The 24,839-nt window shown below is 72.5% G+C and carries 24 protein-coding genes; 17 read left to right on the forward strand and 7 right to left on the reverse strand.

All coding sequences use genetic code 11. The features are described from left to right. Positions 1-7: 7 nt before the first annotated feature. A complete protein-coding gene (locus tag FHG10_RS00720) occupies positions 8-616 on the reverse strand; it encodes a cysteine hydrolase family protein (RefSeq protein WP_152351435.1) in 609 nt (202 codons plus the stop codon). Positions 617-691: 75 nt separating this feature from the next. On the opposite strand from FHG10_RS00720, the gene FHG10_RS00725 reads away from it, so the two are divergent. Together FHG10_RS00725 and FHG10_RS00730 are read left to right on the forward strand one after the other, a co-directional pair. Continuing rightward, positions 692-1,150 carry a MarR family winged helix-turn-helix transcriptional regulator gene (locus FHG10_RS00725; RefSeq protein ID WP_152351436.1) on the forward strand — a complete coding sequence of 153 codons (459 nt, stop codon included), beginning with the start codon at positions 692-694 and terminating at the stop codon, positions 1,148-1,150. Next, positions 1,147-2,523: an MFS transporter gene (locus tag FHG10_RS00730; protein ID WP_152351437.1), complete on the forward strand. Its 1,377-nt coding sequence runs from the start codon at positions 1,147-1,149 to the stop codon at positions 2,521-2,523. Before FHG10_RS00725 ends, FHG10_RS00730 begins: the two co-directional genes overlap by 4 nt. A gap of 32 nt (positions 2,524-2,555) precedes the next feature. Here FHG10_RS00730 and FHG10_RS00735 read toward each other — a convergent pair whose 3' ends face one another. Beyond that, positions 2,556-3,005, reverse strand: coding sequence for a hypothetical protein (locus FHG10_RS00735; protein WP_152351438.1), 450 nt, complete (start codon positions 3,003-3,005; stop codon positions 2,556-2,558). 191 nt (positions 3,006-3,196) lie between these two features. On the opposite strand from FHG10_RS00735, the gene FHG10_RS00740 reads away from it, so the two are divergent. After that, positions 3,197-3,673, forward strand: coding sequence for an SRPBCC family protein (locus FHG10_RS00740; protein ID WP_152351439.1), 477 nt, complete (start codon positions 3,197-3,199; stop codon positions 3,671-3,673). 42 nt (positions 3,674-3,715) lie between these two features. Here the strand turns inward: FHG10_RS00740 and FHG10_RS00745 are convergent, their stop codons facing one another. Further along, positions 3,716-5,413 carry an amidohydrolase gene (locus FHG10_RS00745; RefSeq protein ID WP_227487941.1) on the reverse strand — a complete coding sequence of 566 codons (1,698 nt, stop codon included), beginning with the start codon at positions 5,411-5,413 and terminating at the stop codon, positions 3,716-3,718. A gap of 41 nt (positions 5,414-5,454) precedes the next feature. Here FHG10_RS00745 and FHG10_RS00750 point away from each other — a divergent pair, with 41 nt between their 5' ends. The 5 genes from FHG10_RS00750 to FHG10_RS00770 all read left to right on the forward strand — a co-directional run bounded on the left by FHG10_RS00750 (position 5,455) and on the right by FHG10_RS00770 (position 10,557). Continuing rightward, complete coding sequence (locus tag FHG10_RS00750) at positions 5,455-6,558, forward strand: DUF998 domain-containing protein (protein WP_152351440.1); 1,104 nt, start codon at positions 5,455-5,457, stop codon at positions 6,556-6,558. A gap of 109 nt (positions 6,559-6,667) precedes the next feature. Further along, a complete protein-coding gene (locus tag FHG10_RS00755; protein ID WP_152351441.1) occupies positions 6,668-7,594 on the forward strand; it encodes an ABC transporter ATP-binding protein in 927 nt (308 codons plus the stop codon). A 119-nt stretch (positions 7,595-7,713) separates the two neighbouring features. Next, on the forward strand, positions 7,714-8,544 hold the full coding sequence (locus tag FHG10_RS00760) for an ABC transporter permease (RefSeq protein WP_152351442.1): 831 nt from the start codon (positions 7,714-7,716) through the stop codon (positions 8,542-8,544). Positions 8,545-8,699: 155 nt separating this feature from the next. Continuing rightward, positions 8,700-9,905, forward strand: coding sequence for a sensor histidine kinase (locus FHG10_RS00765; protein WP_152351443.1), 1,206 nt, complete (start codon positions 8,700-8,702; stop codon positions 9,903-9,905). Next, complete coding sequence (locus tag FHG10_RS00770) at positions 9,898-10,557, forward strand: response regulator transcription factor (RefSeq protein WP_152351444.1); 660 nt, start codon at positions 9,898-9,900, stop codon at positions 10,555-10,557. Before FHG10_RS00765 ends, FHG10_RS00770 begins: the two co-directional genes overlap by 8 nt. Before the next feature lie 219 nt (positions 10,558-10,776). Here FHG10_RS00770 and FHG10_RS00775 read toward each other — a convergent pair whose 3' ends face one another. Together FHG10_RS00775 and FHG10_RS00780 are read right to left on the reverse strand one after the other, a co-directional pair. After that, the gene (locus FHG10_RS00775) at positions 10,777-11,919 is read right to left on the reverse strand and encodes a Gfo/Idh/MocA family protein (RefSeq protein ID WP_152351445.1); all 1,143 of its coding nucleotides are present in this window, start codon (positions 11,917-11,919) and stop codon (positions 10,777-10,779) included. Continuing rightward, complete coding sequence (locus FHG10_RS00780) at positions 11,916-12,743, reverse strand: sugar phosphate isomerase/epimerase family protein (protein WP_152351446.1); 828 nt, start codon at positions 12,741-12,743, stop codon at positions 11,916-11,918. Before FHG10_RS00780 ends, FHG10_RS00775 begins: the two co-directional genes overlap by 4 nt. A 102-nt stretch (positions 12,744-12,845) precedes the next feature. Here FHG10_RS00780 and FHG10_RS00785 point away from each other — a divergent pair, with 102 nt between their 5' ends. Beyond that, on the forward strand, positions 12,846-13,478 hold the full coding sequence (locus FHG10_RS00785; RefSeq protein WP_152351976.1) for a TetR/AcrR family transcriptional regulator: 633 nt from the start codon (positions 12,846-12,848) through the stop codon (positions 13,476-13,478). 158 nt (positions 13,479-13,636) lie between these two features. After that, entirely contained in the window at positions 13,637-14,575 is a 939-nt protein-coding gene (locus tag FHG10_RS00790) for a bile acid:sodium symporter family protein (RefSeq protein WP_227487942.1), read from the forward strand. 4 nt (positions 14,576-14,579) lie between these two features. Here FHG10_RS00790 and FHG10_RS00795 read toward each other — a convergent pair whose 3' ends face one another. Continuing rightward, positions 14,580-15,437 (reverse strand): arylamine N-acetyltransferase family protein, encoded by an 858-nt coding sequence (locus tag FHG10_RS00795; protein WP_152351447.1) that lies wholly within the window; start codon positions 15,435-15,437, stop codon positions 14,580-14,582. Positions 15,438-15,549: 112 nt separating this feature from the next. On the opposite strand from FHG10_RS00795, the gene FHG10_RS00800 reads away from it, so the two are divergent. From FHG10_RS00800 to FHG10_RS00825, 6 genes are all read left to right on the forward strand, one after another. Further along, positions 15,550-17,370 carry an ABC transporter ATP-binding protein gene (locus tag FHG10_RS00800; protein WP_152351448.1) on the forward strand — a complete coding sequence of 607 codons (1,821 nt, stop codon included), beginning with the start codon at positions 15,550-15,552 and terminating at the stop codon, positions 17,368-17,370. A 136-nt stretch (positions 17,371-17,506) separates the two neighbouring features. After that, positions 17,507-18,106, forward strand: a complete 600-nt coding sequence (locus FHG10_RS00805; RefSeq protein ID WP_152351449.1) for a short chain dehydrogenase — start codon at positions 17,507-17,509, stop codon at positions 18,104-18,106. A gap of 160 nt (positions 18,107-18,266) precedes the next feature. After that, the gene (locus FHG10_RS00810) at positions 18,267-19,574 is read left to right on the forward strand and encodes an SHOCT domain-containing protein (protein WP_152351450.1); all 1,308 of its coding nucleotides are present in this window, start codon (positions 18,267-18,269) and stop codon (positions 19,572-19,574) included. A 51-nt stretch (positions 19,575-19,625) separates the two neighbouring features. Next, complete coding sequence (locus tag FHG10_RS00815) at positions 19,626-21,068, forward strand: TFIIB-type zinc ribbon-containing protein (protein WP_227487943.1); 1,443 nt, start codon at positions 19,626-19,628, stop codon at positions 21,066-21,068. 12 nt (positions 21,069-21,080) lie between these two features. Further along, a complete protein-coding gene (locus tag FHG10_RS00820) occupies positions 21,081-21,389 on the forward strand; it encodes a hypothetical protein (RefSeq protein WP_152351451.1) in 309 nt (102 codons plus the stop codon). Continuing rightward, positions 21,386-23,083, forward strand: coding sequence for an FAD-binding dehydrogenase (locus FHG10_RS00825; RefSeq protein ID WP_152351452.1), 1,698 nt, complete (start codon positions 21,386-21,388; stop codon positions 23,081-23,083). The genes FHG10_RS00820 and FHG10_RS00825 overlap by 4 nt, the downstream gene beginning before the upstream one ends. On the opposite strand, the gene FHG10_RS00830 is transcribed toward FHG10_RS00825, so the two are convergent. After that, positions 23,068-23,940, reverse strand: a complete 873-nt coding sequence (locus FHG10_RS00830; RefSeq protein WP_152351453.1) for an NAD(P)-dependent oxidoreductase — start codon at positions 23,938-23,940, stop codon at positions 23,068-23,070. The genes FHG10_RS00825 and FHG10_RS00830 overlap by 16 nt on opposite strands. A 35-nt stretch (positions 23,941-23,975) precedes the next feature. Between FHG10_RS00830 and FHG10_RS00835 the strand changes: the two genes are divergently transcribed. After that, a complete protein-coding gene (locus FHG10_RS00835; RefSeq protein WP_152351454.1) occupies positions 23,976-24,830 on the forward strand; it encodes a sulfurtransferase in 855 nt (284 codons plus the stop codon). Positions 24,831-24,839 lie beyond the last annotated feature (9 nt).

The following is a 24,839-nucleotide window of genomic DNA, read 5'->3' on the forward strand; positions in this document are numbered from 1 at the left end:
CGCGTGCTCAGGCCCTGCCGATCCCGGCAGTCCACTCGCCGACGGTGGTCACCGTCGCCTGACGAGGGAACACCTTCTGCGTGAGCACCCGGTGCACCTCCTCGTCGGGGTCCGCGCAGGCGTCGGCGAGCACGGTGAGGCGGAAGTCCAGGTCTGCCGCCTGGCGCAGCGTCGAGAGCACCACGCCGCTCGTGGAGATCCCGGCGAGCACGAGCGACTCGGCCTGCAGGCCCCGCAGCAGCACCTCGAGGTCGCTGCCGGTGAACGCGCTGATCCGGCGCTTGACCACGACGGGCTCCTCCGGGCGCGGGGCGAGCGCCTCGTGGAGCGCGGTGGCGGGGGAGTCCTCGGTCATGCCCCTGTCGCCCGCGCGCTCGGCGATGCCGGCGAAACCCGAGGACGGAGCGATCTCGGGGTAGCCGGGACGGAATGCCACCCGCACCCAGAGGACCGGGATGCCGGCCGCGCGCGCCGCCTCGACCGCCTCGCGGGCGCGCTCGAGGACGCCGGTGCCGGTGAAGCGGTCGGCGATGCCGTGCTGGAAGTCCATGGCGAGCAGCACGGAGCGCGGGGCGAGGGCCGAGGCCTCGCGAGGAACGGTGGCGGATGAGGTCATGGGGGAGTGCTCCTCTGTCTGGACGGTGCGGGGCCGGGTCGGCCGACCCCTCATTTGCTCAATCAACATTGATCAATGTACGTTGACGATATGGATGCAGCAAATCGTCCGCCCTCCGCGGCGGAGGCCGCGCATGCCCTGCGCGGCGTCGTCGGCCGACTGCGGCGCCGCCTCCTCGCGGTCTCCGACAGCGACGCCCTCACGCCCGCGCAGGCCTCGGCCCTCACCCTCTTCGTGCGCGGCGACGCCGACTCGGGCACCTCGCTCGCCCGGGCCGAGCGCATCTCGCCCCAGGCCGCGGCCGTCACCGTGGCGGCCCTCGCGAAGGCCGGTCTCATCGAGCGCACGGCCGACCCGGCCGACGGCCGCCGCCAGATCATCGCCGTGACCGAGGCGGGCCTGGACTGCGTGCAGGGCGCGCGCGGGATGCGTCAGGCCTGGCTCGAGGAGGGCCTGGCCGAGGAGTACACCGAGGACGAGCGCGCGCAGATCATCGCGGCCGCCGCCCTCCTCGAGCGCCTGCTGGCGCGATGACGGCGATCGCCCGCCGCCCCGCACCCGCCGACCGCTTCGACCGGCGCCTGCTCTCCCCGATGATGCTCGGGTCGATCCTGAACCCGATCAACTCCTCGATCATCGCCGTCGCGCTCGTGCCCATCGGCGTCGCCCTCGGCGCTCCCGCCCGGGAGACCACCTGGCTGATCACGGGGCTGTACCTCGCCACTGCCGTCGGCCAGCCGCTGATGGGTCGCCTCGTCGACGCCTACGGCGCCCGCCGCATGTTCCTCATCGGCTCCGCGCTGACCCTGCTCGCCGGCGTGATCGGCACCTTCGCGCCGAACATCTGGGTGCTCGTGGCCGCCCGCGTGGTGCTCGGCTTCGGCACCTGCGCCGGCTACCCCTCGGCGATGCGGCTGATCCGCGACGAGGGCGATCGGACCGGGGTGGACAGCCCCGCCGCCGTGCTCAGCGCGCTCAGCATCACCACCCAGACCATCTCGGTGATCGGCCCCGTGCTCGGCGGCGTGCTCATCGACGTCGGAGGCTGGCGCAGCACGCTCGCGATCAACGTGCTGCTGGGCGCCGCGGGCCTCGTGCTGGGTCGGCTCTACCTGCCGCCGAGCCGTCGGCCCGTCGGCCGCGCGCGGATCGACGTGGCCGGGATCCTGCTGTTCACGGTCGCCCTGGTGAGCCTGCTGCTCCTGGTCATGGACCCGTCCGTCGGCCGGCTCTGGCTGCTCGTGCCTGTCCTCGCCGCCGGCGCCGGATTCTGGATCTGCGAACTGCGGCGCAGCGACCCCTTCATCGACGTGCGCATGCTGCGGGCGAGCCCCGCCCTCGTGCGCACGTACCTGCGATCGGTGCTCGCGGCGCTCGTGAGCTACGGCTACATCTACGGCTTCACCCAGTGGATGCAGGAGGCGCGCGACCTCAGCCCCTCGGTCTCCGGGCTCGTGCTGCTGCCCACCTTCGCCGTGGGCATCGCGGTGGTCGCCCTCACCGGGCGGCGCGAGGCGCTGCGCGGGAAGCTGATCGTCGGCTCCCTGGCGCAGATCCTCGCCTGCGCCCTGCTGCTCGCACTCGGCGACAGCTCGCCGCTCGCGCTGCTGCTCGCGATCGCCGTGGTGCTCGGCATCCCGCAGGGCCTGCTGAACCTCGCCAACCAGAACGCGGTCTACCGCCAGGCGCGCGGCGACCAGATCGGGGCGGCGGCGGGGCTGCTGCGCACCTTCATGTACCTCGGCGCGATCGGCTCGTCCTCCGCGAGCGGCGTGCTCTTCGGCCGACGGGCCGACACCGCGGGCATGCATGACCTCGGTCTGGTGATGCTCGGCGCGGCCGTGCTGCTGCTCGTGCTCGCGGTGGCAGACAGGGCGCTCGGCGGGACGGCGGCCCGCCGCGATTGATGCTGCGGGCCGGGCGCCCCACGGATCGGTCGTCAGCGCAGCTCGCGGTGCAGATCCGCGAAGCAGTCCACCCCCGACGTCCACTCCTTGTGCGCGCCGTCCCCGAAGTCGCCCAGACGCGCGACGGCGGTGCCGTCGCGCTGGGAGGGACGCGGGTGGATGCGCAGCGAGCCGTAGGTCAGCTCGAGGCGCAGCCCGATGCCCTGCTCCTCGTAGGTCTCCGTGACGTCCTGGCCGATCAGTGCGCGCAGGGCGCCCGCCCAGCGCTCGTCGTCATCGGAGACGATCGTGTGCCCCTTCAGCACGGTGGGCATCACCAGGCACTCCAGGAGCGGCTGCTCGCTCGAGCCGGCGGGGGACTCGAAGCGGATCCGCAGGCGCCCCAGCACGAAGCCGATCTCGCGCACCCGGTAGCCCCGGAGCCTCGAGAGGTCGAGGGTGCGGGGCTGCGTCGCCGTGCTGATGTCCGCCGTGGTGTCCATGAGGGCACTCTCCTTCCGGTCGTGGCTGCGATGCGGGCGGGCCGCCGCGGAGGGCGACCCGGGTCACAGTGCGGCACTGTAGACCCCTTGCCCGGAAGATGCCGACATGGCGTGCACAGCGGACACGAGGAGCACGCCGGGGGTCGATGCCGCGGGGCCGGACGGTCCGTGCGGAGGGCAGAATGCGCACCATGGACGAGACCCTGACCGACGCCGCCGAGGCGGCCCCGCGCGTGGTGAGCACGAGCCGCGTGATCGCGGCCCACCCGGGCGTGATCTTCGAGCACATCGCCGATCCGGCCCTGCAGAGCGCATGGGACGGCAACGACAACCTCGCCGAGGCCGCCTCCGGCCAGCGCGTGCGCGGGATCGGGGACGTCTTCGCGACGACGCTGACCACCGGCGCCGTGCGCGAGAACCACGTGGTCGACTTCGACGAGGGCCTGCGCATCGCCTGGCTCCCCGCCCCCGAGGGCGAGCAGCCGCCCGGCCACCTGTGGCGCTGGGACCTCGAACCGCTCGGCGACGGGCGCACCCGCGTCATCCACACCTACGACTGGACCGACCTCCACGACCCCGTGCGCGAGGAGCGGGCCCGCGCCACCACTGCCGAGAGCCTGCAGTCCTCGATAGACCGGCTCGCGGCGCTCGTCGAGCGGGGCGCCTGAGCGCCCGTCACCCCCGGCCTTCGCGGGGGAGCCGGCCCGGCCTCAGCGGGTGAAGGCGACGCGCCCGTCGACGATCGTCGCGAGCGGCCGCACCTCGCGCAGGCGCGCGGCCGCCTCCCTCGCCGCAGCCTCGACGAACAGGCCGTCGGCCCTTCGCGGCACGTCGGCGAAGAGCCCGTCGGCTCCCTGCGGCGCTGCGGCGACGAGTCCCGCATCCGCGCTGCCGTCGGCCCCGCGGAGATCGGTGCGGGCTCCTCCGGAGGGATCCAGGAGCACCAGGTCCGCGCGCCCGCCCGGCGCGGGCAGCACGCCGGCGCCGTCGGTCGAGGCGGCGAGCGCCTCGAGGGGCTGCACCTGCTGGGCGGGGAACCAGGACTCGCGCGCATCGGCGCTGCGATGCACCGCCACCGCCATGGCGAGCCAGGGATCCACGGGCGCGACGGGGGAGTCGGAGCCCATCAGCAGGTCGACGCCCGCATCGAGGAGGTCGCGGAAGCGGTAGGAGCGCTGCGCGTCGGCCGGCCAGACCTCCTCCGTGGGATCGCGATCGTCGAGCAGGTGGGCGGGCTGCACCGAGGCACCCACTCCGAGCGCCGCCATCCGCGCCACGTCCTCGTCTGCCAGCAGCTGCGCGTGCTCGATCCGCGGTCGGAGCGCGGTCGCGCTGCTCCCGCTCCCGGCGCCGGCCTCCGCGAGCGCGTCCAGGACCACCGAGGCGGCGGCATCGCCGATCGCGTGGACGGCGACCTGGAGGCCGCGCGCACCGGCCCGGGCGAGCAGCGCCGCGAGATCGTCGGCCATGTGGCTGAGCACCCCGTAGCCGCCGCCGAGCGGATGCGCCCCCGCCTCCCCGGAGAAGGCGTAGGGGTGGCGGCAGTAGGCCGAGCGGGAGCCCAGCGAGCCGTCGGCGATCACCTTGAGCGGCCCCATGGTGACGAGCCCCGAGGCGCCGATCGGCGTGCCCGTCGGCCCCGGGATCCCGTCGAGCCCGGAGGCGTAGGTCGCCGTGCGCACGCGGATCCGCGCCTCGCGGCGCGCCCACAGCGACGCGTTGTCGGCCCATTCCATGTCCGTGAGGCCGACGATCCCGCGCGCGAGGGCGTCCTCCTGCAGGCTCGTGACCCCGGCCTCGAGGTGCGCCGCGACGCCGGGCAGATCGTCGAGGTGGGCGACGGCATCGAACCACTCGTCCTCGGCGACGATGCCGCGCCGCGGAGGCAGCCCCAGGGCCCTCAGGGCGGCCGAGCTCATCCACGCGTGGTGCGCGTCGCCGCCGATCAGCACCACGGGCAGCTCCCCGGCGACGGCGTCGAGCCCGGCGACCGTCGGATCGCCGGCCATGTCCACGAGGCGATGACCGAAGCCGATCAGCGCCTCGGCCCCGGCGGAGCCCGCGGCGCCGGCCTGCCGTGGGGCGCCGGAACGGTCGCCGGAACGGTCGGCGGGGCGGGCGGCGATCGCGGCGGCGACCTCGCGCAGCACCTCGTCGACCGAGGCGAGACCGGAGGTGTCCAGTCGCGAGTAGCCCTGGGCGGTCTGCCCCACGTGCACGTGGTGGTCCCAGAGCCCCGGGACCGCGAGCGCCCCGCCCGCCTCGAGGATCTCCTCGCCCGGGGCCGCTGCGAGGTCCGGCCCGACCTCCGTGATCATCCCGTCGCGCATCCGGACGCAGACGGGGGAGACAGGTGAGGCGGGGGATGCGGGGGAGGGCGGCAGCAGGCGCAGATCACGGACGAGCACGCGGTGAGCCTATCCGCCCGCGCACGGGGGAGAATCGAGGCATGCGCGAGCAGTCCACCGCCCCCGACACCGCTCCCACCCCGGCTTCCCCGCGTGCCTCCGCGCCGTCCGCCGCCGCTCCGCAGGCCTCCCGCGACGAGACCGCCGCGCTGTGGTGCGCCGCGGGCGCGGCCGTCCTCGGCCTCGGTGTGGGCCTCGTGTCGCTCCGCGCGACCCTGCCCCTGTTCGGTCGCGGCTCGATCGGCGAGGTCGCGGCGTACGCGGGGATGGGCGCCGGCCTGCTCGGGTTCGTCCTGGCCGGTCTCACCATCACCCCGCGCTGCCAGCCCTGGCTGCGGGAGATCTCCCGTGTGCGCTGCGCGGCGAACATCCTCGCCCTCGGCGCGCTCCATGCGGTCTTCGCCTTCCTGCTGTGCAGCGCCCTGTACGGCGTGTTCTCCTCGGCCTTCCTGGGGCTCGCCCTGGATCGCTGGACAGGTGCCGTCTGGGTCGCCATCACCGCTGCGGCCTGCGCCTACGCGTGCGTGGAGAGCGCGCTCGCCCTCACCAGCGAGTCGCTGTCCGCTCTGCTGGCCGCGTTCCTGGTCACCGGCGCGCTCGCGGCGGCGCTCAGCGCGAGCGACCCCCACTGGTGGCATCACCACTTCTCCGCGCTCGGCTCGGGCCGGGACGGATTCACCTTCAACCTCACCCTGCTGCTCGCGGGTCTCGCGCTCGCCGCGATCGGCGACTTCGTGGGGCACGACGTCGCCCTCTGGTGCCGCGCGACCGGTCAGACCCGCGCCCCGGCGACCATCGTGCGCCTGGCCCTCATCATCCTCGGGGTGCTCGTGATCGCCGTCGCCCTCATCCCCGTGGACGCCGAGCGCACCTGGCACGACGCTGCCGCCCAGAGCATCGTCCTGGTCTTCGCAGCGGCCCTCGTCGGCTTCCCGATGCTGTTCCGGCGCCTGCCGGGCAGCTTCCTGGCGGTCACCGTGGGCGTGATCATCGCACTGATGGTCCAGCTCGTGCTCTGGAAGGGCGTGGGCTACCTGGGCCTCACGGCCTTCGAGATGGGGGCGGCCGCGACCGTCATGACCTGGCTCGTGCTGTTCGTGCGCACCGTGGCGGCCGCGGTGCGCAGCCTGCCCGCCGCCGACTGAGGCTGCCCGCCGCGGACCGTGCCCTGCGCGGGCTCCATGACAGCTGTCACGGGAGGGACGTGACGGCGCCCGATGGGTGCGCGGGCACGGCGCGGCGGAGGGTGGAGCCATGAACGAGACGACTCCCGACCCCACCCGAGCATCCGATGTCGCGATCGACTGCCGCAGCCTCACCAAGACCTTCGGCTCCCTCACCGCCGTCGACGACCTCGACCTCACCGTCCCGCGCGGACAGATCCTCGCGCTGCTGGGCCCCAACGGCGCCGGCAAGTCCACGACCACCGAGATGATGCTCGGGCTCGCGACCCCGGACGCCGGCGAGGTGCGCATCTGCGGCGCTGCGCCCACGGATGCGGCGCGCCGCGGCTTGGTCGGCGCGATGCTCCAGAACGGCGCCCTGCTCGAGGAGACCCCGGTGCGCGTGATGCTGAACCTCGTCGCCGGGGTCTGCGCGCATCCGCTGCCCATGGACGACGTCATCGAGCGGGCCGACATCTCCTCCCTGCTGCGCCGCAGCACCTCGAAGCTCTCCGGAGGCGAGGCCCAGCGGGTCCGCTTCGCGCTCGCGCTGCTGCCCGACCCCGAGGTCATCCTGCTGGACGAGCCCACGGTCGCCATGGACGTCGAGACCCGTCGGCGCTTCTGGGAGCGCATGCGCCACGTCGCCGCCGACGGCCGCACCATCGTCTTCGCGTCCCACTACCTCGAGGAGGCCGACCAGCAGGCCGGCCGGGTCGTCGTGATGGACGCCGGGCGCATCGTCGCCGACGGCACGGGCGCCCAGATCCGGGCCCGCATCGGCGGACGCGCGATCACCCTGCGCGTGCCCGACCCCGCTGCCGCCGAGCCCTTCGCCCACCTCGAGGGCGTGACCAGCGTCGACATGCTCGACGACGGCCGCCTGCGGCTAGCCACCTCCGACTCCGACGCCACCCTGCGGGGCCTCTTCACCGGGGAGGGCCTGCCTCGGGCGCACGACGTCGAGGTCACCACCCCGAGCCTCGAGGACGCGTTCCTCGCCCTCACCTCCCACTGAGCGCGCCCGGTGCGCCGGGCCCATCAGCCCCGGCGGCACCCTCGCCCCCGCCCCACGCACTCCACCAGAGCCACCCCCACCAGTCCCGCAAGTCCCGCTCCCACCCGCCAGGAGACGTCATGACCACCGCAGCAGCACTCACCACCACGGCCACCGCCGCCGCACCGGGCATCGGCCGCGGAGCCCCCGCGAGCCAGACGCGCCGCACCGTCCGCTTCGCGCTCTCGTCGACCTCGACGACCCTGCGCAAGGGCATGTTCCTGTTCTTCACGGTCGCCCTGCCGATCCTCATGTTCCTCATGTTCAACGAGATCTTCGGGAAGGAGGCCGTCGGCCAGGGCGGCGACACCGTGGGCACCTTGATCATGGTGCGCATGGCCGCCTACGGAGGGCTCGGCGCCGCGGTCAATGCGGGCGCGATCATCCAGCTCGAGCGCACGAACGGATGGCTGCGCCAGCTCATGGTCGCGGGCCTCACGCCGCGCAGCTTCGTGATCGGCAAGATGGTCGCCGCGATGGTGATCGTCCTGCCTGCGCTGATCGGCGTCTACCTCGCCGGTGCGCTCGTCGCCGGCATCCACCTGGACGCCCTGGAGGCGGTGCGCTCGCTGCTCGCCCTCTGGATCGGCATGCTGCCGCTGGTCCTGCTGGGCCTCGTCGTCGGGCTCGCCCTGAAGCCCAGCGCCGTCGGCGCCGCGACCACCATCGGCATGATGCTGCTCGCCGTCGCGGGCGGCCTCTGGTTCCCCTACGAGATGTTCCCGAGCTGGCTGCAGTCCATCTCGCGATTCACCCCGACCTACTGGGTGGGCGAGCTGGGCACCTGGGGCATCATCGGCGAGGACTTCCCTGTGCGCGGCGCGGTGACCCTCGCCGCCTGGACGCTCGGCCTCGCGGTGATCGCCGCCCTGCTGCTGGGCCGTGCCGCCCGCTCCGCCTCCCGACGCTGAGCGGCCGCCGGCGGTCCCGATCGGTCGCGACCCACGGTCCCGATCGATCACGATCGGGACCGTCGGACCGGACGGGACCGGCGGACGGATGTCGGTGCGGAGGAACGAGGAATGCTGGAAGAATCGCTGAACAGCTCGCGAGGAGGGGGAGGACCATGGCGCGGACACGACTGACCGGCTTCGCACGCCGCGGGCCCGCCGGCGCCACCGCACCGCCTCTCGAGCGCTGCGACGAGCAGCATCCGCGGACCCTGCGCGGACTGCACCGGGCGGCGGTCGATTCCGGCGCGATGTTCTACACGGCGCCGTCCCTGCTGTTCATGCTGTTCGTCATCATCCCGGCGTTCGACGAGCCCAGCGTGCTGCGCACGGTGGCCATCATCGTGCTCTCGCTCGCCTTCAGCGCGGTCTTCCTCTATCTCCCCGGGGTCAAGGCCTACGGGCCGAGCGTCGGGTACGCCTACATCGGCGTGGTCTGGGTGCTGGTCGCGCTGTTCGTCCCCGCGATCGGCGCGAACGTCCTGTACATGGTGATGTTCGTGCAGATCGCGCACACCATCGCGCTGCCCTGGCGCACCGCCCGCGTGGTGATCCTCCCGCTCACCCTCGCCGTGTGCCTCGTCGCGGTGCTCACCGGCGAGTACATCACGATCATCCTCGCGCTCGTCGGCCTCATGATCTCCCTGGGCGTGGGCTATGGGATCGAGCGCGAGATCCTCACCGAGCGCCTCGCCCGGGCCGAGCAGCGCAACGCCGTCCTCGCCGTCGCCGCCGAGCGCGAGCGCATCGGTCGGGACCTCCACGACATCCTGGGCCACTCGCTGACCACCATCACCGTCTCCTCGCAGCTCGCCCAGCGCCTGCTGGCCTCCGATCCGGAGGCCGCGCACGCCCAGATGGCCGAGGTCGAGCGGCTCTCCCGCCAGTCCCTGGCCGACGTCCGCGCGACCGTGAGCGGCATGCAGGAGGTGCGCGCGGCCACGGAGATCGCCTCGGCCCGCAGCGTGCTCGCGGCCGCCGGGATCGAGGCCGACGTCCCCGCGGCCCTGCCCGAGCTCGTCGACGAGCGCGCCGAGCTCTTCGGATACGTGATCCGCGAGGGCGTCACCAACGTGGTGCGCCACTCCCGCGCGACCCGCTGCACCATCCGTGTGGACGCCGGCAGCGCGAGCGTCGCCGATGACGGTGTGGGCATCCCGAGTGATCGCGCCCGCTCGGGCCTCGACGGCCTCGCGCGCCGCGTCGAGGAGGGCGGGGGAGAGCTCGAGATCTCCTCCGACGGGGACGGTGCGGGGACCGTGATCACGGCGCGGCTCGCGCCCGCCCTGCGACCGCTCGACGAAGGAGCCCACCATGCTTGACGCGTCCGCCGCACCTGCTGCGCCGATCCGCATCGCCCTGGCCGATGACCAGGCGATGCTGCGCTCGGGCCTCGCGGCGCTGCTGCGCCTGGAGGCCGACATCGAGGTGGTCGGGGAGGCCGCGGACGGCGCCGGAGCGCTCGCCGTCGTCTCCGAGCATCATCCCGACGTGCTGCTGCTGGACGTCCAGATGCCCGCGGGCATCGGCGCGGACGGCGCGAGCGGCCCGGCCGACGGGCTCGAGGTCGCCGAGCGCCTCCAGGGCTCCGGCACCCGGATCATCGTGCTCACGACCTTCGGCCGCGCCGGCTACCTGCGCCGCACCCTCGAGGCGGGGGCGGACGGCTTCATGGTCAAGGACGCCCCCGTGGAGCGGCTCGTCGACGCGATCCGCCGCGTCCACCGGGGACTGCGCGTGGTCGACCCCGAGCTCGCCGCGCAGTCGCTGGCCGCGGGACCGAACCCGCTCTCGGCGAAGGAGACGGATGTGCTGCGTGCCTGCGCCCGCGGAGGCTCGACGGCCGACGTCGCCGCGCGGGTGTTCCTCTCCGAGGGGACGGTGCGCAACCACGTCTCGAGCGCGATCGGGAAGCTCGGCGTCGGCAACCGCGCAGAGGCCGTGCGCCGTGCCACCGACAACGGGTGGCTGTAGCGGGAGAAGAATCTCAGCGGCAGGGGAGCCGCCGCGAGCGAGCCGCAGCGGCAGGAGAGCCGCTATCGGGCGGGCTCCATCACCGTGGCAGATCCGAGGGGTCTCCCGCCAGCCCGTGCAGGCGATGTAGCAGGAGGTCGGGTGACGTGCACATGTGCACGTCACCCGACCTCCTGCTACGCGTAGTGTGCGGGGGCCGCGGAGCCCCGCCTCGGATCCTCAGATCGTGGACGCGAAGGGGTCGAAGTCGACGGGGACCGTCGGCACCTCGGAGACCGAGCTCTTGACGGTCACGAACTCCTCGCTCGCGGCGGACTCCTCGGCCGAGAGCATGACGTCCAGGACGTGGTAGCCCAGCTCGCCGCTCGCGACGTGCGGACGGTCCTCGGCGATCGCGCGGACCATGTCCAGCAGGCCCAGGCCGCGGCCGGTGACCGTGCCCTCCTGCGGGATCTCGATGCGCTCCTGCACGGGCGGCGCCTCGCCGAAGGACTCGAAGGGCTTCACGTAGGAGATCGCGCCCTCGAACATGTTCGGGTCCGGCAGGAAGATCGAGCCCTCGGTGCCGTGGATCTCGACGATGCCCTGGCGGGCGAGCGGCGAGTCGAAGCTGACCAGCGAGTTCGCCTGCTGCCCGGCCTCGAAGCTCGTGAGCAGCGAGAGCGTGGAGGGCACCTCGACGGGGAAGGTCTCGCCGGCGCGGTCACCCACCTGGATGGTGCGCTCGAGCTGGGCGCGCAGGCCCATCGCCGCGACCTTGTCCACGGTGCCGAACAGGCTCACGAGCGCCGTGATGTAGTACGGGCCGATGTCCAGCAGCGGGCCCGCGCCCTTGGCGAAGAGGAAGCCGGGGTTCGGGTGGAAGACCTCGGGGCCCTGCCACTGCATGGAGGTCTGGGCGAACAGCGGGGTGCCGATGGTGCCCTTGAGGATCTCGCGCTTGGCGGTCTGGAAGCCCGGGCCCAGCACCGTGTCGGGTGCGCAGCCCACGCGCAGGCCCTTGGCCTCGGCGTCCTCGAGCAGCTGCGCGGTGGACTCGCGGTCCAGGCCCAGCGGCTTCTCGGTCCACACGTGCTTGCCGGCGGCGATCGCGCTCGCGGAGACCTCGGCGTGCACGGCCGGGATCGTCAGGTTGACGACGACCTGCACGCCCGGGTGGTCCAGGACGTCCTGGGCGGTGCCGGCGGCCGGGACGCCGTGCTTGGCGGCCTGGGACTTCGCGCGCTCCACGTCGAGGTCGCCGAGGATCAGGACCTCGACGTCGGGGAACGAGCCCAGGTTCTCCAGGTAGGTGTCGGAGATGACGCCGACGCCGATGAAGCCGACACCGATCGGGCTGCCGGTGGTGCTGGGGGTGGTCATGCGATGAAGCCTCCGTCGCGCAGGAACGCGTAGCTGGCGGCGACGTCCTCGAAGACGTCACCGGGGGTGTGGTCGTACTCGATGACGGCGTACTTCAGGGAGTCGCCGGCGGCCTTCAGGGCGTCCTCGGTGGGCACCTCGCCCTCGCCGGGGTGACGCTGGTCGAGGCTCGCCGAGTCGAAGTCGGGGGCGTCGGGCGCGAAGGGGTTCCCCTGCGGCGGGACGCCGTCCTTCACGTGGACCGCGACGAGGCGATCGCCGAGCGACCCCACGAGCTCGGTCGGGTTCTGCCCGCCCACGATCGCCCAGAACAGGTCGAGCTCGATGACGACGCTCGGATCGAGCAGGGAGACCATGTACTCGTACGCGGTCTTGCCGTCGAAGCTCGCGAGGAACTCCTGCGCGTGGTTGTGGTAGCCGACGCTCAGCCCGAAGGTCTTCGCGGTCTCGGCGGCGGCGTTCAGGCGCTCGGCGATGTCCTTGACGCCGTCCTGCGTGAGCCAGCGCTCGACCGGCACGAACGGATCGATGACGGTGGTCATCCCGATCTCCGCGGCGGCCTCGAAGACGACCTCGTTGGCGGGGGTGGGGATGGAGCCGTCCGGGGTCCACAGCTCGTCGGAGAGCAGCGGCGCGTGGCCGGTCGGGGAGGCGAGGCCGCTCGCGTCGAGCGCGGCGCGGATCTCGCGCGGCCGGCGCACGAAGTCGAAGGCCTCGACGTTCTTCAGGCCGATCGCGGCGAGCTTGTCGAGGGAGCCGCCCATGTCGTCGGAGAACTGCTGAGCGAGGGTGTACAGCTGCACGGAGCCGAGGGGGAGAGCCACGGTGCCCTTCTTTCCTGTTCGGTGATGGTCGGGTGCGTACGGAGTCACGCTAGCACGAAAAGTACCGCTTGGAGGTTTTGGGGCGGTAGGGTGCGGGACATGATGACCACGGGGCACGACGAGGAGGCCGGGGCGCCGCTCGAGGACCAGGCGACCATCGGCCGGCCCGGTGCCTATGCCAAGGGCATGGCCCGACGGCGACAGATCCTGGACCGCGCCATCGAGGTCTTCCGCGAGCGCGGGGCCGACGGCACGTCGCTGCGCCGCATCGCCGAGGCCATCGGCGTCTCGCACGCGGCGCTGCGCCACTACTTCGACTCCCTCGAGCAGCTGCTGGTGGCGGTCTACGCCCACGCGGAAGCCGCGCGCGACGACGACCCGGACCTGCCCGAGCCCTCGTCGGCCGTCGACGTCATGGTGCAGGCGGCCGTGCAGAACCTCGAGGTGCCCGGTCTCGTGCAGCTGTACTCGACGCTCGTCGCGGCCTCGCTCGAGGCGCGGTCGACCGAGGCCAAGGACTTCTTCACCTCGCGCTTCGAGCATCTGCGCGTCGCGCTCGAGGCGCGGGTGCGCGCGGAGCAGGAGGCGGGGGAGCTGCGTTCCGACGTCGATCCCGCGCAGATCGCGGCCCTGCTCGTCGCGGCGTCGGACGGCCTGCAGATCCAGTGGCTGCTGGAGCCCGGCATCGATCTCGAGGGCACGCTGAGCGCTTTCCGCACTCTGCTGCGTCCCTGAGGGCCGGTCCCGGAGGCCCGTGCCGGTGGGAGGATCCCCGCGGATGCTCGGGATGCTCGGGATGCTCGGGATGCTCGGGATGCTCGGGATGCTCGGGGTGCCCGGATGGTCGGGGTGCCCGGATGCCCGCCAGGGTCCGCGAGGCCTAGGCTGATCGGGTGCTGAGCGCGATCGAGGATCTGCTGGAGCTCGTCATCTCCATCTCCGTGCCCGCCTTCGCGATCGCGAGCATGCTCTCCATGGGACTGCGCACCCCGCTGGACACCTTCGCACGCCAGCTGCGGGATCGCCGGAGCGTGATCGCCGTGCTGATGGCCAACTTCGTGGTGGTCCCCGCTGTCGGCACCCTCATCGTCTGGATGCTGAGCCCCTGGGTGCCGAGCGGCGTCTCCGAGGGATTCGTGATCGTGCTGTGCGCCGCGGGCGCACCGTTCGTGCTGCAGCTCGGCGCGATGGCCCGCATCCCCTTCGACGAGTCCGCGGGGCCGATGGCCGTGCTGCTCCTGGGCACGGTCGTGTACATGCCGATCGTCGTGCCGCTGCTTATGCGCGACGTCGAGGTCGATGCCCTCGCCGTCGCTGCCCTGCTCCTGGGGACGATGTTCGCTCCGATGATCCTCGGGGTCGCCGTCGCCCGTGCGATGCCGCGTCGGGCCGACTCGCTGGGACGCCTCGCCGGCGGAGTCGCCGCGGTCGCAGCAGTCCTCATGTTCCTCTCGGGCTTCGGTGCGAACTCCGGGCTCGTCCTCGATCTGCTCGTCTCGCCCTCGCTGCTGGTCGCGATCGGGATCGTGGCCCTCGCCTTCGTCGCCGGCCGGATCGCCGGGGAGCAGGCGGGACCCACGCTGCGGGTTCCCGACGGGCCCGGGATCCTCACCAGTCAGCGCAACATCGCCGCCGCCCTGCTGGTCGCCCGCGGCGCCGAGCACCATGGAGAGATCGTCATCGCGATCCTGCTGACCAGCGCCGTCGGGTTCGCGATGCTCGTCCCCTACGCCTTCGCCACGGGGCTCGTGCGGCGTCGGCGCGCGGGGGAACGGACGACGCTCGGCCGATTGATCGGCACCAGCCGCTCCCCGGACGAACCCGGCGACTGACGGGTCACCGCGACGCCGCAGCCGCGTCTCCAGCGCGCGCCTCCAGCGTGCGCCGCAGCCGCGCGGCCCGGTCCGGGCTCAGGCGGACGCCGAGCTCCCGCACGGTCTCGACGGACTGCGCGGGCGTCAGCTCCCGGCGCTCCGTGGGGCGCCCCGCCCTGCGGATGGTCAGTGAGGTGTCCGCCAGGCTGCGGTGCCCCTCCGAGGTGAAGCGGGAGACGATGAGGCGGTGGGTGAACGGGCCCGCGTCCGGGTCCGTCGACGTGATCACGTGCCCGCCCCGCACATCAGCCGGCACCACGGGCAGGGTGTCGATCACGTGGGCGGTCTCGCCTCCCCGGCGCAGCTCCCAGGTCTCGGCCCCGCCGGCCTCGCCCTGGTGCAGCGAGTACTCCCCATGCGCCTCGTGCCGCACGGCACCGTCGGACATCCGTAGCGGGCCGGTGATCGAGAGCCCGAAACCGGGATCGCAGAGCATCCTCGAGCCCTCGAGCTGCACCTCGACGGCCATGTGGGTGCGGGTGTTGACCGGGCTGTGCACGCGTCCCAGGCGCCGGACGACAGTGAATCCGAGCGACTCGCACGTCGCGGCGAACAGCTGGGCGTGCTCGAAGCAGTACCCGCCGGTGCGCTCGACCAGCAGCCGGCGGGACATGGTCGCGGGCGCCACCCCCGGATGATCCCCCAGGAGCACATCCACGTTCGCGAACGGGAACGTGTGCACGTGCCGGCGATGGAGCTCGGCGAGCAGAGCGAGGTCCGGCTCCGAGCGCTCGAGCCCGAGGAGCTCGAGGTGGAGATCGACGTCGACGTCGGAGATATGCCAGGGATCGGGTGAAGACGTCATCGGACCGCGGGTCATGCGGCCAGCCTAGGGGCAGGGTGCGTGGACGACAGCATCCCGGCTTCGTCCGGAGCTTCGCTGGTAGCTGAGCGCCGGGCCCTCGGAGGAGCTCGGCACCTAGGCTGAACCGGTGTCGTCCCTCCTGCGCATCGTGCGCTTCACCCGTGAGCTGACCCCGCTCTATCTCCTCATCGTCCTCTGCTCGGTCGTCACCGCGCTGACCGGCCTCGCCGTCCCGTTCATCATCGGGCACGCGACCGACGTGGTCACCGGCGCCGTGGGCGGCAGCATCGACGCCGGCTCCGCCACCCGCACGGTGCTGTGGCTCGCCTTCGCACTGCTGCTCGCGGAGCTCGCCAACACGCTGCTGTCCAACCTCGGCGGCTACTACGGCGACCGCATGAGCAACCGTCTGCGCACGATCCTCTCGGTGCGCTACTTCGACAAGCTGCTCGCCCTGCCCCAGCGCTGGTTCGACACCGAGCTGACCGGCACGATCGTCTCGCGGCTGAACCGCTCGATCGCCGAGGTCTCGAACTTCGCGAAGACCTTCTCGAACTCGTTCGCGACGATGCTCATCACGACCTTCGCGGTCCTGGGCATCTCGGCCTTCTACTTCTGGCCGCTCGCGGTGCTGCTGCTCATCATCTTCCCCGTCTACGTGTGGCTGACCGCGCTGACGTCGAAGAAGTGGCAGAAGCTCGAGGGCGCCAAGAACGAGCAGGTCGATCTCGCGGGCGGACGCTTCGCCGAGGTCATCGGCCAGATCCGCGTCGTGAAGTCCTTCGTGCGCGAGCGCTCCGAGCTCGACGGCTTCCGCGGCCGCTTCGAGACGACGGACGATCTCACCACCCAGCAGTCCGCGCACTGGCACCGCATGGACGTGCTGCGCCGCGGCGTGCTGAACCTCATCTTCTTCGCGATCTACGCGATCATCTTCGTGCTCACCGCCCGCGGCCAGTTCTCCCTGGGGCAGATGGTCCTGCTCATCCAGCTCATGAACATGGCCCGCGACCCCGTGCAGTCGATGAGCTGGGTGATCGACTCGTCCCAGCGTGCGATCGCGGGCTCCCGCGACTACTTCCGCGTCATGGAGACGCCCGTGGATCCGCGCACCCCGCACGTGGCGGCCGCGCCCGGCGCCGACGGCCTCGAGGCGGAGGATCTTCCCGTGCCCGTCCTCGGCGCACCGATGATCGCCTTCGACGACGTCCGCTTCGCCTATGAGAACGGCGAGGACGTCCTGCACGGGGTCTCCTTCGACGTCGCCCGCGGGGAGAAGGTCGCCCTGGTCGGCGAGTCCGGCGGCGGCAAGTCCACGATCGTGAACCTGCTGCTCGGCCTCTACGAGACCCGCACCGGAAGCGTCGACATCGCTGGGCACCCTCTCACGGACCTGCCGCTGGGGCAGCTGCGCCGCGAGGTCGGCGTCGTCTTCCAGGACGCCGCCCTGTTCTCCGGCACCATCCGCGAGAACATCGCCTACGGTCGGCCCGACGCGTCCGATGAGGAGATCCGCGAGGCCGCGCGCCGCGCGAACGCCGACCGCTTCATCGAGCACTTCCCCGGCGGCTACGACACCGTGATCGGCGAGCGGGGGCTTCGGCTCTCCGGCGGCCAGCGCCAGCGGATCGCGGTCGCCCGCGCGATGCTCAAGGACGCGCCGATCCTCGTGCTCGACGAGGCGACGTCGGCCCTGGACACCAAGGCAGAGAGGCAGGTGCAGGCGGGTCTCGAGGAGCTCATGTCCGGCCGCACCTCGCTGATCATCGCCCACCGCCTCTCGACGATCGCGAGCGTGGACCGCATCGTCACCCTGCGCGACGGACACGTCGACGAGATCGGCGCCCCGGAGGACCTCGCGGCATCCGGCGGCATCTACGCCGAGCTGCTCTCGCTGCAGGACTCGGGCCGGAAGAAGGACCTCGCGAGGTTCGGCTTCCGCGCCTAGGGCGAGGCGGACGGGGCCGTGCGGCGGTCCTGCAGCCGCCCGGACGCCCCCACCCAGGCCGACGGCCCGATCCGCTCCGGCCGCCCGCGCGCGAGAATGGACGCGACAGCAGACCGGAAGAAAAGGACCCAGCATCATGACCAAGCGCATCCTCGTCGTCGGAGCCCGCGGGCTCATCGGATCGGAGGCGGCTTCCGCCCTCGAAGCTGCAGGCCATGAGGTCATCCGCGCCTCGCGCAGCAGCGGCGAGCACGTCGACCTCACCGCTCCCGCCTCGATCGAGGCCCTCTTCGAGCGCATCGGCGATGTCGACGCGGTCGTCGCGACCACCGGCGTCGTCGCCTTCAAGCCGTTCACCGAACTCACGCTCGACGACTTCCGGGACGGAGTGGCTGACAAGGCCCTCGGTCAGATCGCCCTCGTCACGCTCGGCGCGGCGCATGTGCGCGATGGCGGGTCGTTCACCCTCACCAGCGGGGTCCTCTCCGCAGAGCCCATCGAGACCGGCGCCGCCGCGTCGGTCGCCAACGGCGCGCTCGACTCGTTCGCGATCGCCGCCGCCGTGGGCCTGCCCCGCGGCATCCGCATCAACACCGTGAGCCCCAGCGTCATCGCCGAGGCCACCGGCTACCACGCGAGCTTCCCCGGCTTCCCGCAGACCCCCGTCGCCGAGGCGGCCCGCGCGGTCGTGCGGTCGGTCGACGGCGTGGAGACGGGCCAGATCTTCTCGATCTGATCCCACGGATGCGGGGCGCGCGCTGCCGGGCACCGGATGCCCCGCAGCGCCGCCCCGCACAGCCCCTTCTTCGGGAACTCCACAGCTCCTCCTCAGGGCGGTCGATAGCATGGCCGGCATCACATGACGACCGGCCTCCCGGGGGACGAAGGAGATCAGCATGGGCTTCATCCAGGCATTCAAGGGCGCCATCGGCGGCATGTTCGCCGATCAGTGGAAGGACTTCCTCACGGTGCCCGACGGGCTCCCGGCGACGGCGGCCCTGTTCCCCGCGGTCCCGCGCGGCACCAACGCCGGCCGCGGCTCGAACGTGCGCGGCTCGCAGTCGATCATCACCAACGGCTCGCGGATCCTCGTGCCCGAGGGGTACGGGCTGGTCACCGTGCTCGACGGCAAGGCGACCGGCTTCATCACCGAGGCCGGCGGCTACGAGTTCCAGGGCGATGCGCCCGACTCGAAGTCCGTCTTCGCGGGCGACGACATCATGTCCTCGACCGTCGGCATGAGCTGGGAGCGCTTCAAGTTCGGCGGACGCCCCACCTCCCAGCAGCTCGCGTTCTTCGTGAACCTCAAGGAGATCCCCGACAACCGCTTCGGCACCCAGTCGGAGATCTACTGGGACGACGCCTACCTCAACGCCCAGGTCGGGGCGCTGGCCCGTGGCTCGTACACGATGCGGATCCTCGACCCGCTGCTGTTCGTGCACAACTACGTTCCCGCCTCGTTCATCACCGAGAACGCCGGGGTCTTCGACTTCTCCGACCCTGACAACCCGGCCGGCAACCAGCTGTTCCGCGAGGTCGTGTCCTCGCTCGCCGCCGCGTTCTCCCGGTACACGAACGACCCCGACAAGGGGAACCGCATCACCCGGATCCAGTCCGACGCCGTCGGGTTCGCGCAATCCCTCGCGGCCGTCGTCGAGGAGGACTACCGCTGGTCGAGCGACCGCGGCCTCGCGATCGTCAAGGTCGCGATCGCCTCGATCGAGTACGACCAGAACACCCGTGCGCTGCTCAACGACGTCCAGAAGGCCGACGCCCTCTCCGGCAACCGCTCGCAGTCCTTCATGAACCAGGCCGTCGCCCGCGGCGTCCAGGGCGCCGGCGAGAACGGCGGCGGTCAGGGGATCGCGATGATGGGCATGGGCATGAACGCGACCGGCGGGATCGTGCAGCCCTCGCAGGCCCAGACCCCTCCCGGACTGAACTTCGGGAACCAGCAGGGTCAGCAGCAGGGCCAGCAGAACCAGCAGCAGGGCCAGCAGAACGCCGGCCAGCCTGCACAGGACCAGGCCGCGGGAGCCCCGGCAGGCGCTTCCGGAGGGGCTCCGGCCGACGGGGCCTCCGGCTCCGCGCCGGCCGCGGACGACCCGGTCGCGAAGCTCGGCCAGTACAAGCAGATGCTGGACCAGGGGCTGATCTCGCAGGAGGACTACGACGCGGCCAAGAAGAAGGCGCTGGGTCTCTGACCCGGCCGTCGGCCCCCTGGCACCTCGAAACCAGACCACGGAAGACCCGCGATGAGCCAGCAGCCCGGTGACCCCGCGCGTCCGACCGGACCCGCGGGACCTCCGCCTGCCCGGGGAACGCGGGGGACCCCGTCGGCCCCACCGCGCCCGGCGCAACAGCCCCAGGGGCGCACGCCCCAGATCCCCCAGCAGCCATCGGCCCCGCCCTCCGGGCCATCGGCCCCGCCGCAGTCCGTCCTGCCGGATCAGAGCGCCGGCCCCGCCGAGCAGATCCAGGATGCGATCGACGAGGCCACGTCGGGCGCCCGGGTCATCGACACCGATCGCGGCAAGAGCCACGGCCTCGACAAATGCCCGCGATGCGGGTCCTCCGATGTGCACTACCGGATCGAGTCCCGTGCGCTCGTGTGCGACTACTGCCGCAACCAGTGGAACGAGGACAACGCCGAGAAGGCGTTCCACCTCGACACCCCGATCCAGGAGCTGCGCGGCGACCACGTCGCCTCCGGCGCCCAGGATGTCCAGGCCGGCGATTCGATGGTCACCATCAAGTGCCAGGGCTGCGGCGCCGAGATCGTCGTGAAGTCCGACGAGACCCTGCAGGCCCGCTGCCACTGGTGCCGCCAGGTGCTCTCGATCAACCATCAGATCCCCAACGGCGCCGTCCCGGACGCGGTGCTGCCCTTCACGCTCACGCGCGAGCAGGCGGTCGAACAGATCAAGAAGTTCGTCGACTCCCGGCGCACCTTCGCCAACCGCACCTTCGTCAAGGAGTTCGTGCCGGACAACGTCAAGGGCGTCTATATGCCCTACATGGTGGTGGACGGGAACCTGCACACCGACCTGCGCGGCACCGGTGAGATCACCACCCGCACCTACACGGTCCAGCGCCGCGTCGGGAAGGACCAGACGGTCTCCGAGCGCTACTGGGACGCGAGCGTCCACGAGCTGGGCCGCAGCTTCGACGTGCTGGTCAACGACCTCACGGCCGGCTCCTCGCGGCAGTACGACCGCACCGACTCCTCGGCTGCGACCAACTACATCCTCGACGCGGTCCAGCCGTACGACACCCGCGAGGCGCTCGTGTTCAACCCGAACTACCTCTCGCGCTTCACCTCCGAGCGCCGCGACCTGGACATCGACGACCTCGACGAGCGGGTCGAGGACAAGTTCCTCACGATCGCGCGGGAGAAGGCGCGTCCCACGATCGCCCAGTACGACCGCGGCGTGCGCTGGGAGCGCGAGGGTGTCGCGGTCCGCGGCACCCGCTGGATCACGATGTACGTCCCGGTGTGGCTCTACAGCTATTACCAGCAGACGTCGAAGGGCAGCTACGTCCACTACATCGCGGTGAACGGCCGCACCGGCAAGACCATGGGGTCCGTCCCCGTGTCCCATCCGCGGATCTTCAGCCTGGCCTGCGCGGGCGGCGCGGTCGCGACCGCCGCCGCGGCGGTCGTGGGCTGGGGAGTCTTCCTCACCCAGGGATTCTGAGAGGAGCAGGCCATGGACACCATCCTCGCGGCGCAGGTGCTGCTGGCCGACGGCGGCAGCTCCGAGGGCGGGCTGTTCGCTCTCGCGCTCCCGTTCGTCGTGGGACCGGCCGTGTTCGGCGCGATCTACGGCGGCATCTACCGCTACTACCGCAACAAGGACAAGCGCTTCGGCTTCGAGCGCGAGACCGACATCCAGGTCGGCAACCTCCAGGCCTTCGATCACCATGTCGGCGAGAAGAACCGCCAGCGCAGCGCCACGATGTCGGGCGCGAACCAGGACGATCCGCTGAGCCGCGTGGGACGGCTGGAGGTGCGGTGAGCACCCCTCCCGCCGCTCGCCCCGCGGCGCATCAGCTCGCGGCCGACGCGATCGTCGTGGGCGCGGGCCTGGCCGGGCTCGTGGCCGCCTGCGAGATCGCCGACGCCGGGCGCGACGTTCTCCTCCTCGAGCGCGAGGGCATGGCGGACCTCGGCGGGCAGGCGCACTGGAGCTTCGGCGGCCTGTTCCTCGTGGACAGCCCCGAACAGCGCCGGCTGGGGATCCGCGACTCCCTCGCGCTGGCGCATCAGGACTGGATGGGCTCCGCGCGCTTCGAGCGGCCCGAGGATCACTGGCCCCGCGCCTGGGCCGAGGCCTACCTGCGCTTCGCCGCGGGGGAGAAGCGCGCCTGGCTGCACGGGATGGGCGTGCGCTTCTTCCCCGTCGTCGGCTGGGCCGAGCGCGGCGACGGCACCGCCGAGGGCCACGGCAACTCCGTGCCCCGCTTCCACGTCACCTGGGGCACCGGGCCCGGCGTGCTCGAGCCGTTCCTGCGCCGCCTCGCCGCGCACCGCGAGAGCGGCCGGATCCGCCTGCGCACCCGCCACGCCGTCGAGGCGCTGATCCTCGAGGACGGGCGCGCGGCCGGGGTGCGCGGGCACGTCCTCGAGGCCGACGCGACGCCGCGCGGGGTCGCCTCGTCCCGTCGGCCGACGGGCGAGTTCGAGGCCCGCGCGGGCGCCGTGCTGCTCGCCACCGGAGGCATCGGAGGCAACCCCGACCTGGTGGGCGAGCTGTGGCCGCAGCGCCTGGGCACCATGCCGAGGGACGTGGTGCGCGGCGTGCCCGCGAGCGTCGACGGCGCCGGCATGGTGATGGCGCGCGATGCGGGTGCGCACTGGATCAACGCCGACCGCATGTGGCACTACACCGAGGGGCTGCGCAACTGGGATCCCGTGTGGGAGGGGCACGGCATCCGCATCCTCCCCGGCCCCTCGTCGCTCTGGGTCGACGCGCGCGGGGAGCGGCTGCCCGCTCCCGCCTATCCCGGCTTCGACACCACGGGCACGCTGCGGATACTGCGCGAGCGCGGGGGCGAGCACTCGTGGTTCGTGCTCACCCGCAGGATCATCGAGAAGGAGTTCGTGCTCTCCGGGAGCGAGCAGAATCCAGATCTCACCGGCAAGGACCTGCGAGCGGTGCTGGGGAGGGTGCGGCCGGGTGCGCCGCCGCCCGTGCGGGCCTTCCTGGACCGCGGCGAGGACTTCGTGACCGCGAGCGACGTCCCCGGCCTCGTGCAGAAGATGAACGCCCTGGTGGGGGAGGAGCTCGTGGACGCCGAGCGGCTCGAGACGCAGATCCGGGCCCGCGACGCGGAGGTCGTGAATCCCTTCGCGAAGGACACCCAGATCACCGCGATCCGCGGCGCCCGCCGGTACGTCGGCGACCGTCTCATCCGCACCGCGGCCCCGCACCGTCTGCTGGATCCTGCGGCGGGCCCCCTCATCGCGGTGCGCCTGCACGTGCTGCTGCGCAAGACCCTCGGGGGCCTCGAGACCGACCTCGACGGCCGCGTGCAGCGCGCGCCCGCGGCGGGCGGCGGCGCGTTCGACGGGCTGTTCGCCGCGGGCGAGGCCTCCGGCTTCGGAGGCGGCGGCTACCACGGCAACTCGGCGCTCGAGGGCACCTTCCTGGGCGGATGCCTCTTCTCGGGCCGACAGGCCGGGCAGGGGATCGCTCAGGAGCTGGGCTGATCCCCGGAGCCGTCGTGCACGAACATCGCCGAGAAGTCATGCTCGCCGCGGTCCGCCTCCTGCTGCGCCTCCAGGGAGTCGAGAGCGGCGTGCAGCGCCGGCAGGTCCTCGTCCTCTCCCGTGTCCGCCACCGTGTCGAGCATGAGGCGGGCGTCCTTCGCGATCGCGTCGACCGTGAAGTCACCGCCCTCGGTGGAGCGCTCGCCGCGCACGAACGTGCCCTTCATGCCGGCGATGAACGCGAGGCCCGTCGAGCCCAGCATGTCGAGGGTCGCCTCGTCGGACACGCCGCACGCCGCGCCGAGGGCGAGCGCCTCCTTCAACCCCTGCGCGCTCACGGCGAGCGCGAGGTTCGCCAGCAGCTTCCCGGTCGCGGCCTCGCGGCCCGAGCCGACCTGGACGAGACGATCGGGGTCCGCCCAGGGGGCGACGAGATCGGCCACCTGCGCACGACGGTCCGCGTCGGCCGAGCCCACATAGACCCCGAGCATGCCCTTGCGCGCCGGGCCCAGCGTGCCCACGACGGGCGCGGCGACGTAGCCGGCGACGGCGCCGGCGAACTCATCGGCGTCGGCGGGGGAGACGGTCGTGGTGTCGACCCAGGTCACGCCCTCCGGGACCAGACCCGGACCGATGACCGCCTCTCGGACGGCACCCGGGCCGAACAGGCTCGTGACCACGACGTCCGCGCCCTCGACGGCCTCCTGGGGGGCGTCGACCACGCGGGCTCCGCCCTTCTCGACGATCCGCGTGCGCTCGCGGGTGCGGTTCCAGGCCACGAGCTCGTGGCCCGCGCCCAGCAGCTGCAGGGCAAGCTCCGTGCCCATCCGTCCGGTGCCCAGGAATGCGATCCTCATACCGACAGTCTGGCACTGCTCCTAGAGTGGCATCCATGACTCCCGCGCCCTCCCTGCCCCCGGTCATCGACATCGATCGCTTCCGCGCTCTGCGCGAGCAGCCCGGAGTGCGCGTCGCCGAGGTGCGCTGGGCGCTCGACGGGTCGAAGGGCCGCTCGACCTTCCTCGCCGGCCACGTGCCCGGCTCCGTGTACATCGACCTGGGCGCCGATCTCGCCGCCCCCGCAGGGCCCGACGCCGGGCGCCACCCGCTGCCGGACCCCGCCGACTTCGCCGCCGCCCTCGGCGCGGCGGGCATCGGGGACGGCGCCGCCGTGCTCGCCCTCGACGACACCGACGGCTCGCAGGCCTCCCGCCTGGTGTGGATGCTGCGCGCTCTCGGCGTGGACGCCGCGCTGCTGGACGGCGGGCTCGGCGCCTGGACGGCCGACGGCGGCGAGCTCTCGACGGAGGACCCCGCACCGGACGCCGCCACGTTCGCCCCGCGCCCGTGGGGGAGGGCCGTGACCGCGACGGCCGACGAGGTCGAGGCCGCCGCCGGGAGCGAGGGCTCGGTCGTCATCGACGCCCGCGCATCCGAGCGGTACCGCGGCGAGACCGAGCCCGTCGACCCGCGCGCGGGTCACGTGCCCGGTGCGATCAACGTTCCGTTCGCGGGGAACATCGCTCCTGGAGGCCGTTTCCTCGACCCGCAGGCGCTGCGCGAGCGCTTCGAGTCAGCGGGCGTGGGCGACGCGGACCAGATCATCGTCTACTGCGGCTCGGGCGTCACCGCGACCCACGACCTGCTGGCCCTCGAGCGCGCCGGCTTCACCGGCGCGCGGCTGTTCCCCGGCTCGTGGTCGCAGTGGAGCGCGGACGAGGGCCGGGAGGTCGCGACCGGCGAATGAGGGACTGGG

The organism is Brachybacterium subflavum, from assembly GCF_009299795.1.
GTDB lineage: Bacteria > Actinomycetota > Actinomycetes > Actinomycetales > Dermabacteraceae > Brachybacterium > Brachybacterium subflavum.

What these genes read in the sequence shown, in the direction of transcription:
- FHG10_RS00750 (WP_152351440.1), top strand. Translation starts at nt 5,455, where the DNA reads ATGCGCGAGCAGTCCACCGCCCCCGACACCGCTCCCACCCCGGCTTCC.
- FHG10_RS00770 (WP_152351444.1), top strand. Translation starts at nt 9,898, where the DNA reads ATGCTTGACGCGTCCGCCGCACCTGCTGCGCCGATCCGCATCGCCCTG.
- FHG10_RS00760 (WP_152351442.1), top strand. Translation starts at nt 7,714, where the DNA reads ATGACCACCGCAGCAGCACTCACCACCACGGCCACCGCCGCCGCACCG.
- FHG10_RS00815 (WP_227487943.1), top strand. Translation starts at nt 19,626, where the DNA reads ATGAGCCAGCAGCCCGGTGACCCCGCGCGTCCGACCGGACCCGCGGGA.
- FHG10_RS00755 (WP_152351441.1), top strand. Translation starts at nt 6,668, where the DNA reads ATGAACGAGACGACTCCCGACCCCACCCGAGCATCCGATGTCGCGATC.
- FHG10_RS00740 (WP_152351439.1), top strand. Translation starts at nt 3,197, where the DNA reads ATGGACGAGACCCTGACCGACGCCGCCGAGGCGGCCCCGCGCGTGGTG.
- FHG10_RS00725 (WP_152351436.1), top strand. Translation starts at nt 692, where the DNA reads ATGTACGTTGACGATATGGATGCAGCAAATCGTCCGCCCTCCGCGGCG.
- FHG10_RS00810 (WP_152351450.1), top strand. Translation starts at nt 18,267, where the DNA reads ATGGGCTTCATCCAGGCATTCAAGGGCGCCATCGGCGGCATGTTCGCC.
- FHG10_RS00785 (WP_152351976.1), top strand. Translation starts at nt 12,846, where the DNA reads ATGACCACGGGGCACGACGAGGAGGCCGGGGCGCCGCTCGAGGACCAG.
- FHG10_RS00795 (WP_152351447.1), bottom strand. Translation starts at nt 15,437, where the DNA reads ATGACCCGCGGTCCGATGACGTCTTCACCCGATCCCTGGCATATCTCC.
- FHG10_RS00720 (WP_152351435.1), bottom strand. Translation starts at nt 616, where the DNA reads ATGACCTCATCCGCCACCGTTCCTCGCGAGGCCTCGGCCCTCGCCCCG.
- FHG10_RS00730 (WP_152351437.1), top strand. Translation starts at nt 1,147, where the DNA reads ATGACGGCGATCGCCCGCCGCCCCGCACCCGCCGACCGCTTCGACCGG.
- FHG10_RS00830 (WP_152351453.1), bottom strand. Translation starts at nt 23,940, where the DNA reads ATGAGGATCGCATTCCTGGGCACCGGACGGATGGGCACGGAGCTTGCC.
- FHG10_RS00820 (WP_152351451.1), top strand. Translation starts at nt 21,081, where the DNA reads ATGGACACCATCCTCGCGGCGCAGGTGCTGCTGGCCGACGGCGGCAGC.
- FHG10_RS00805 (WP_152351449.1), top strand. Translation starts at nt 17,507, where the DNA reads ATGACCAAGCGCATCCTCGTCGTCGGAGCCCGCGGGCTCATCGGATCG.
- FHG10_RS00835 (WP_152351454.1), top strand. Translation starts at nt 23,976, where the DNA reads ATGACTCCCGCGCCCTCCCTGCCCCCGGTCATCGACATCGATCGCTTC.
- FHG10_RS00735 (WP_152351438.1), bottom strand. Translation starts at nt 3,005, where the DNA reads ATGGACACCACGGCGGACATCAGCACGGCGACGCAGCCCCGCACCCTC.
- FHG10_RS00775 (WP_152351445.1), bottom strand. Translation starts at nt 11,919, where the DNA reads ATGACCACCCCCAGCACCACCGGCAGCCCGATCGGTGTCGGCTTCATC.
- FHG10_RS00765 (WP_152351443.1), top strand. Translation starts at nt 8,700, where the DNA reads ATGGCGCGGACACGACTGACCGGCTTCGCACGCCGCGGGCCCGCCGGC.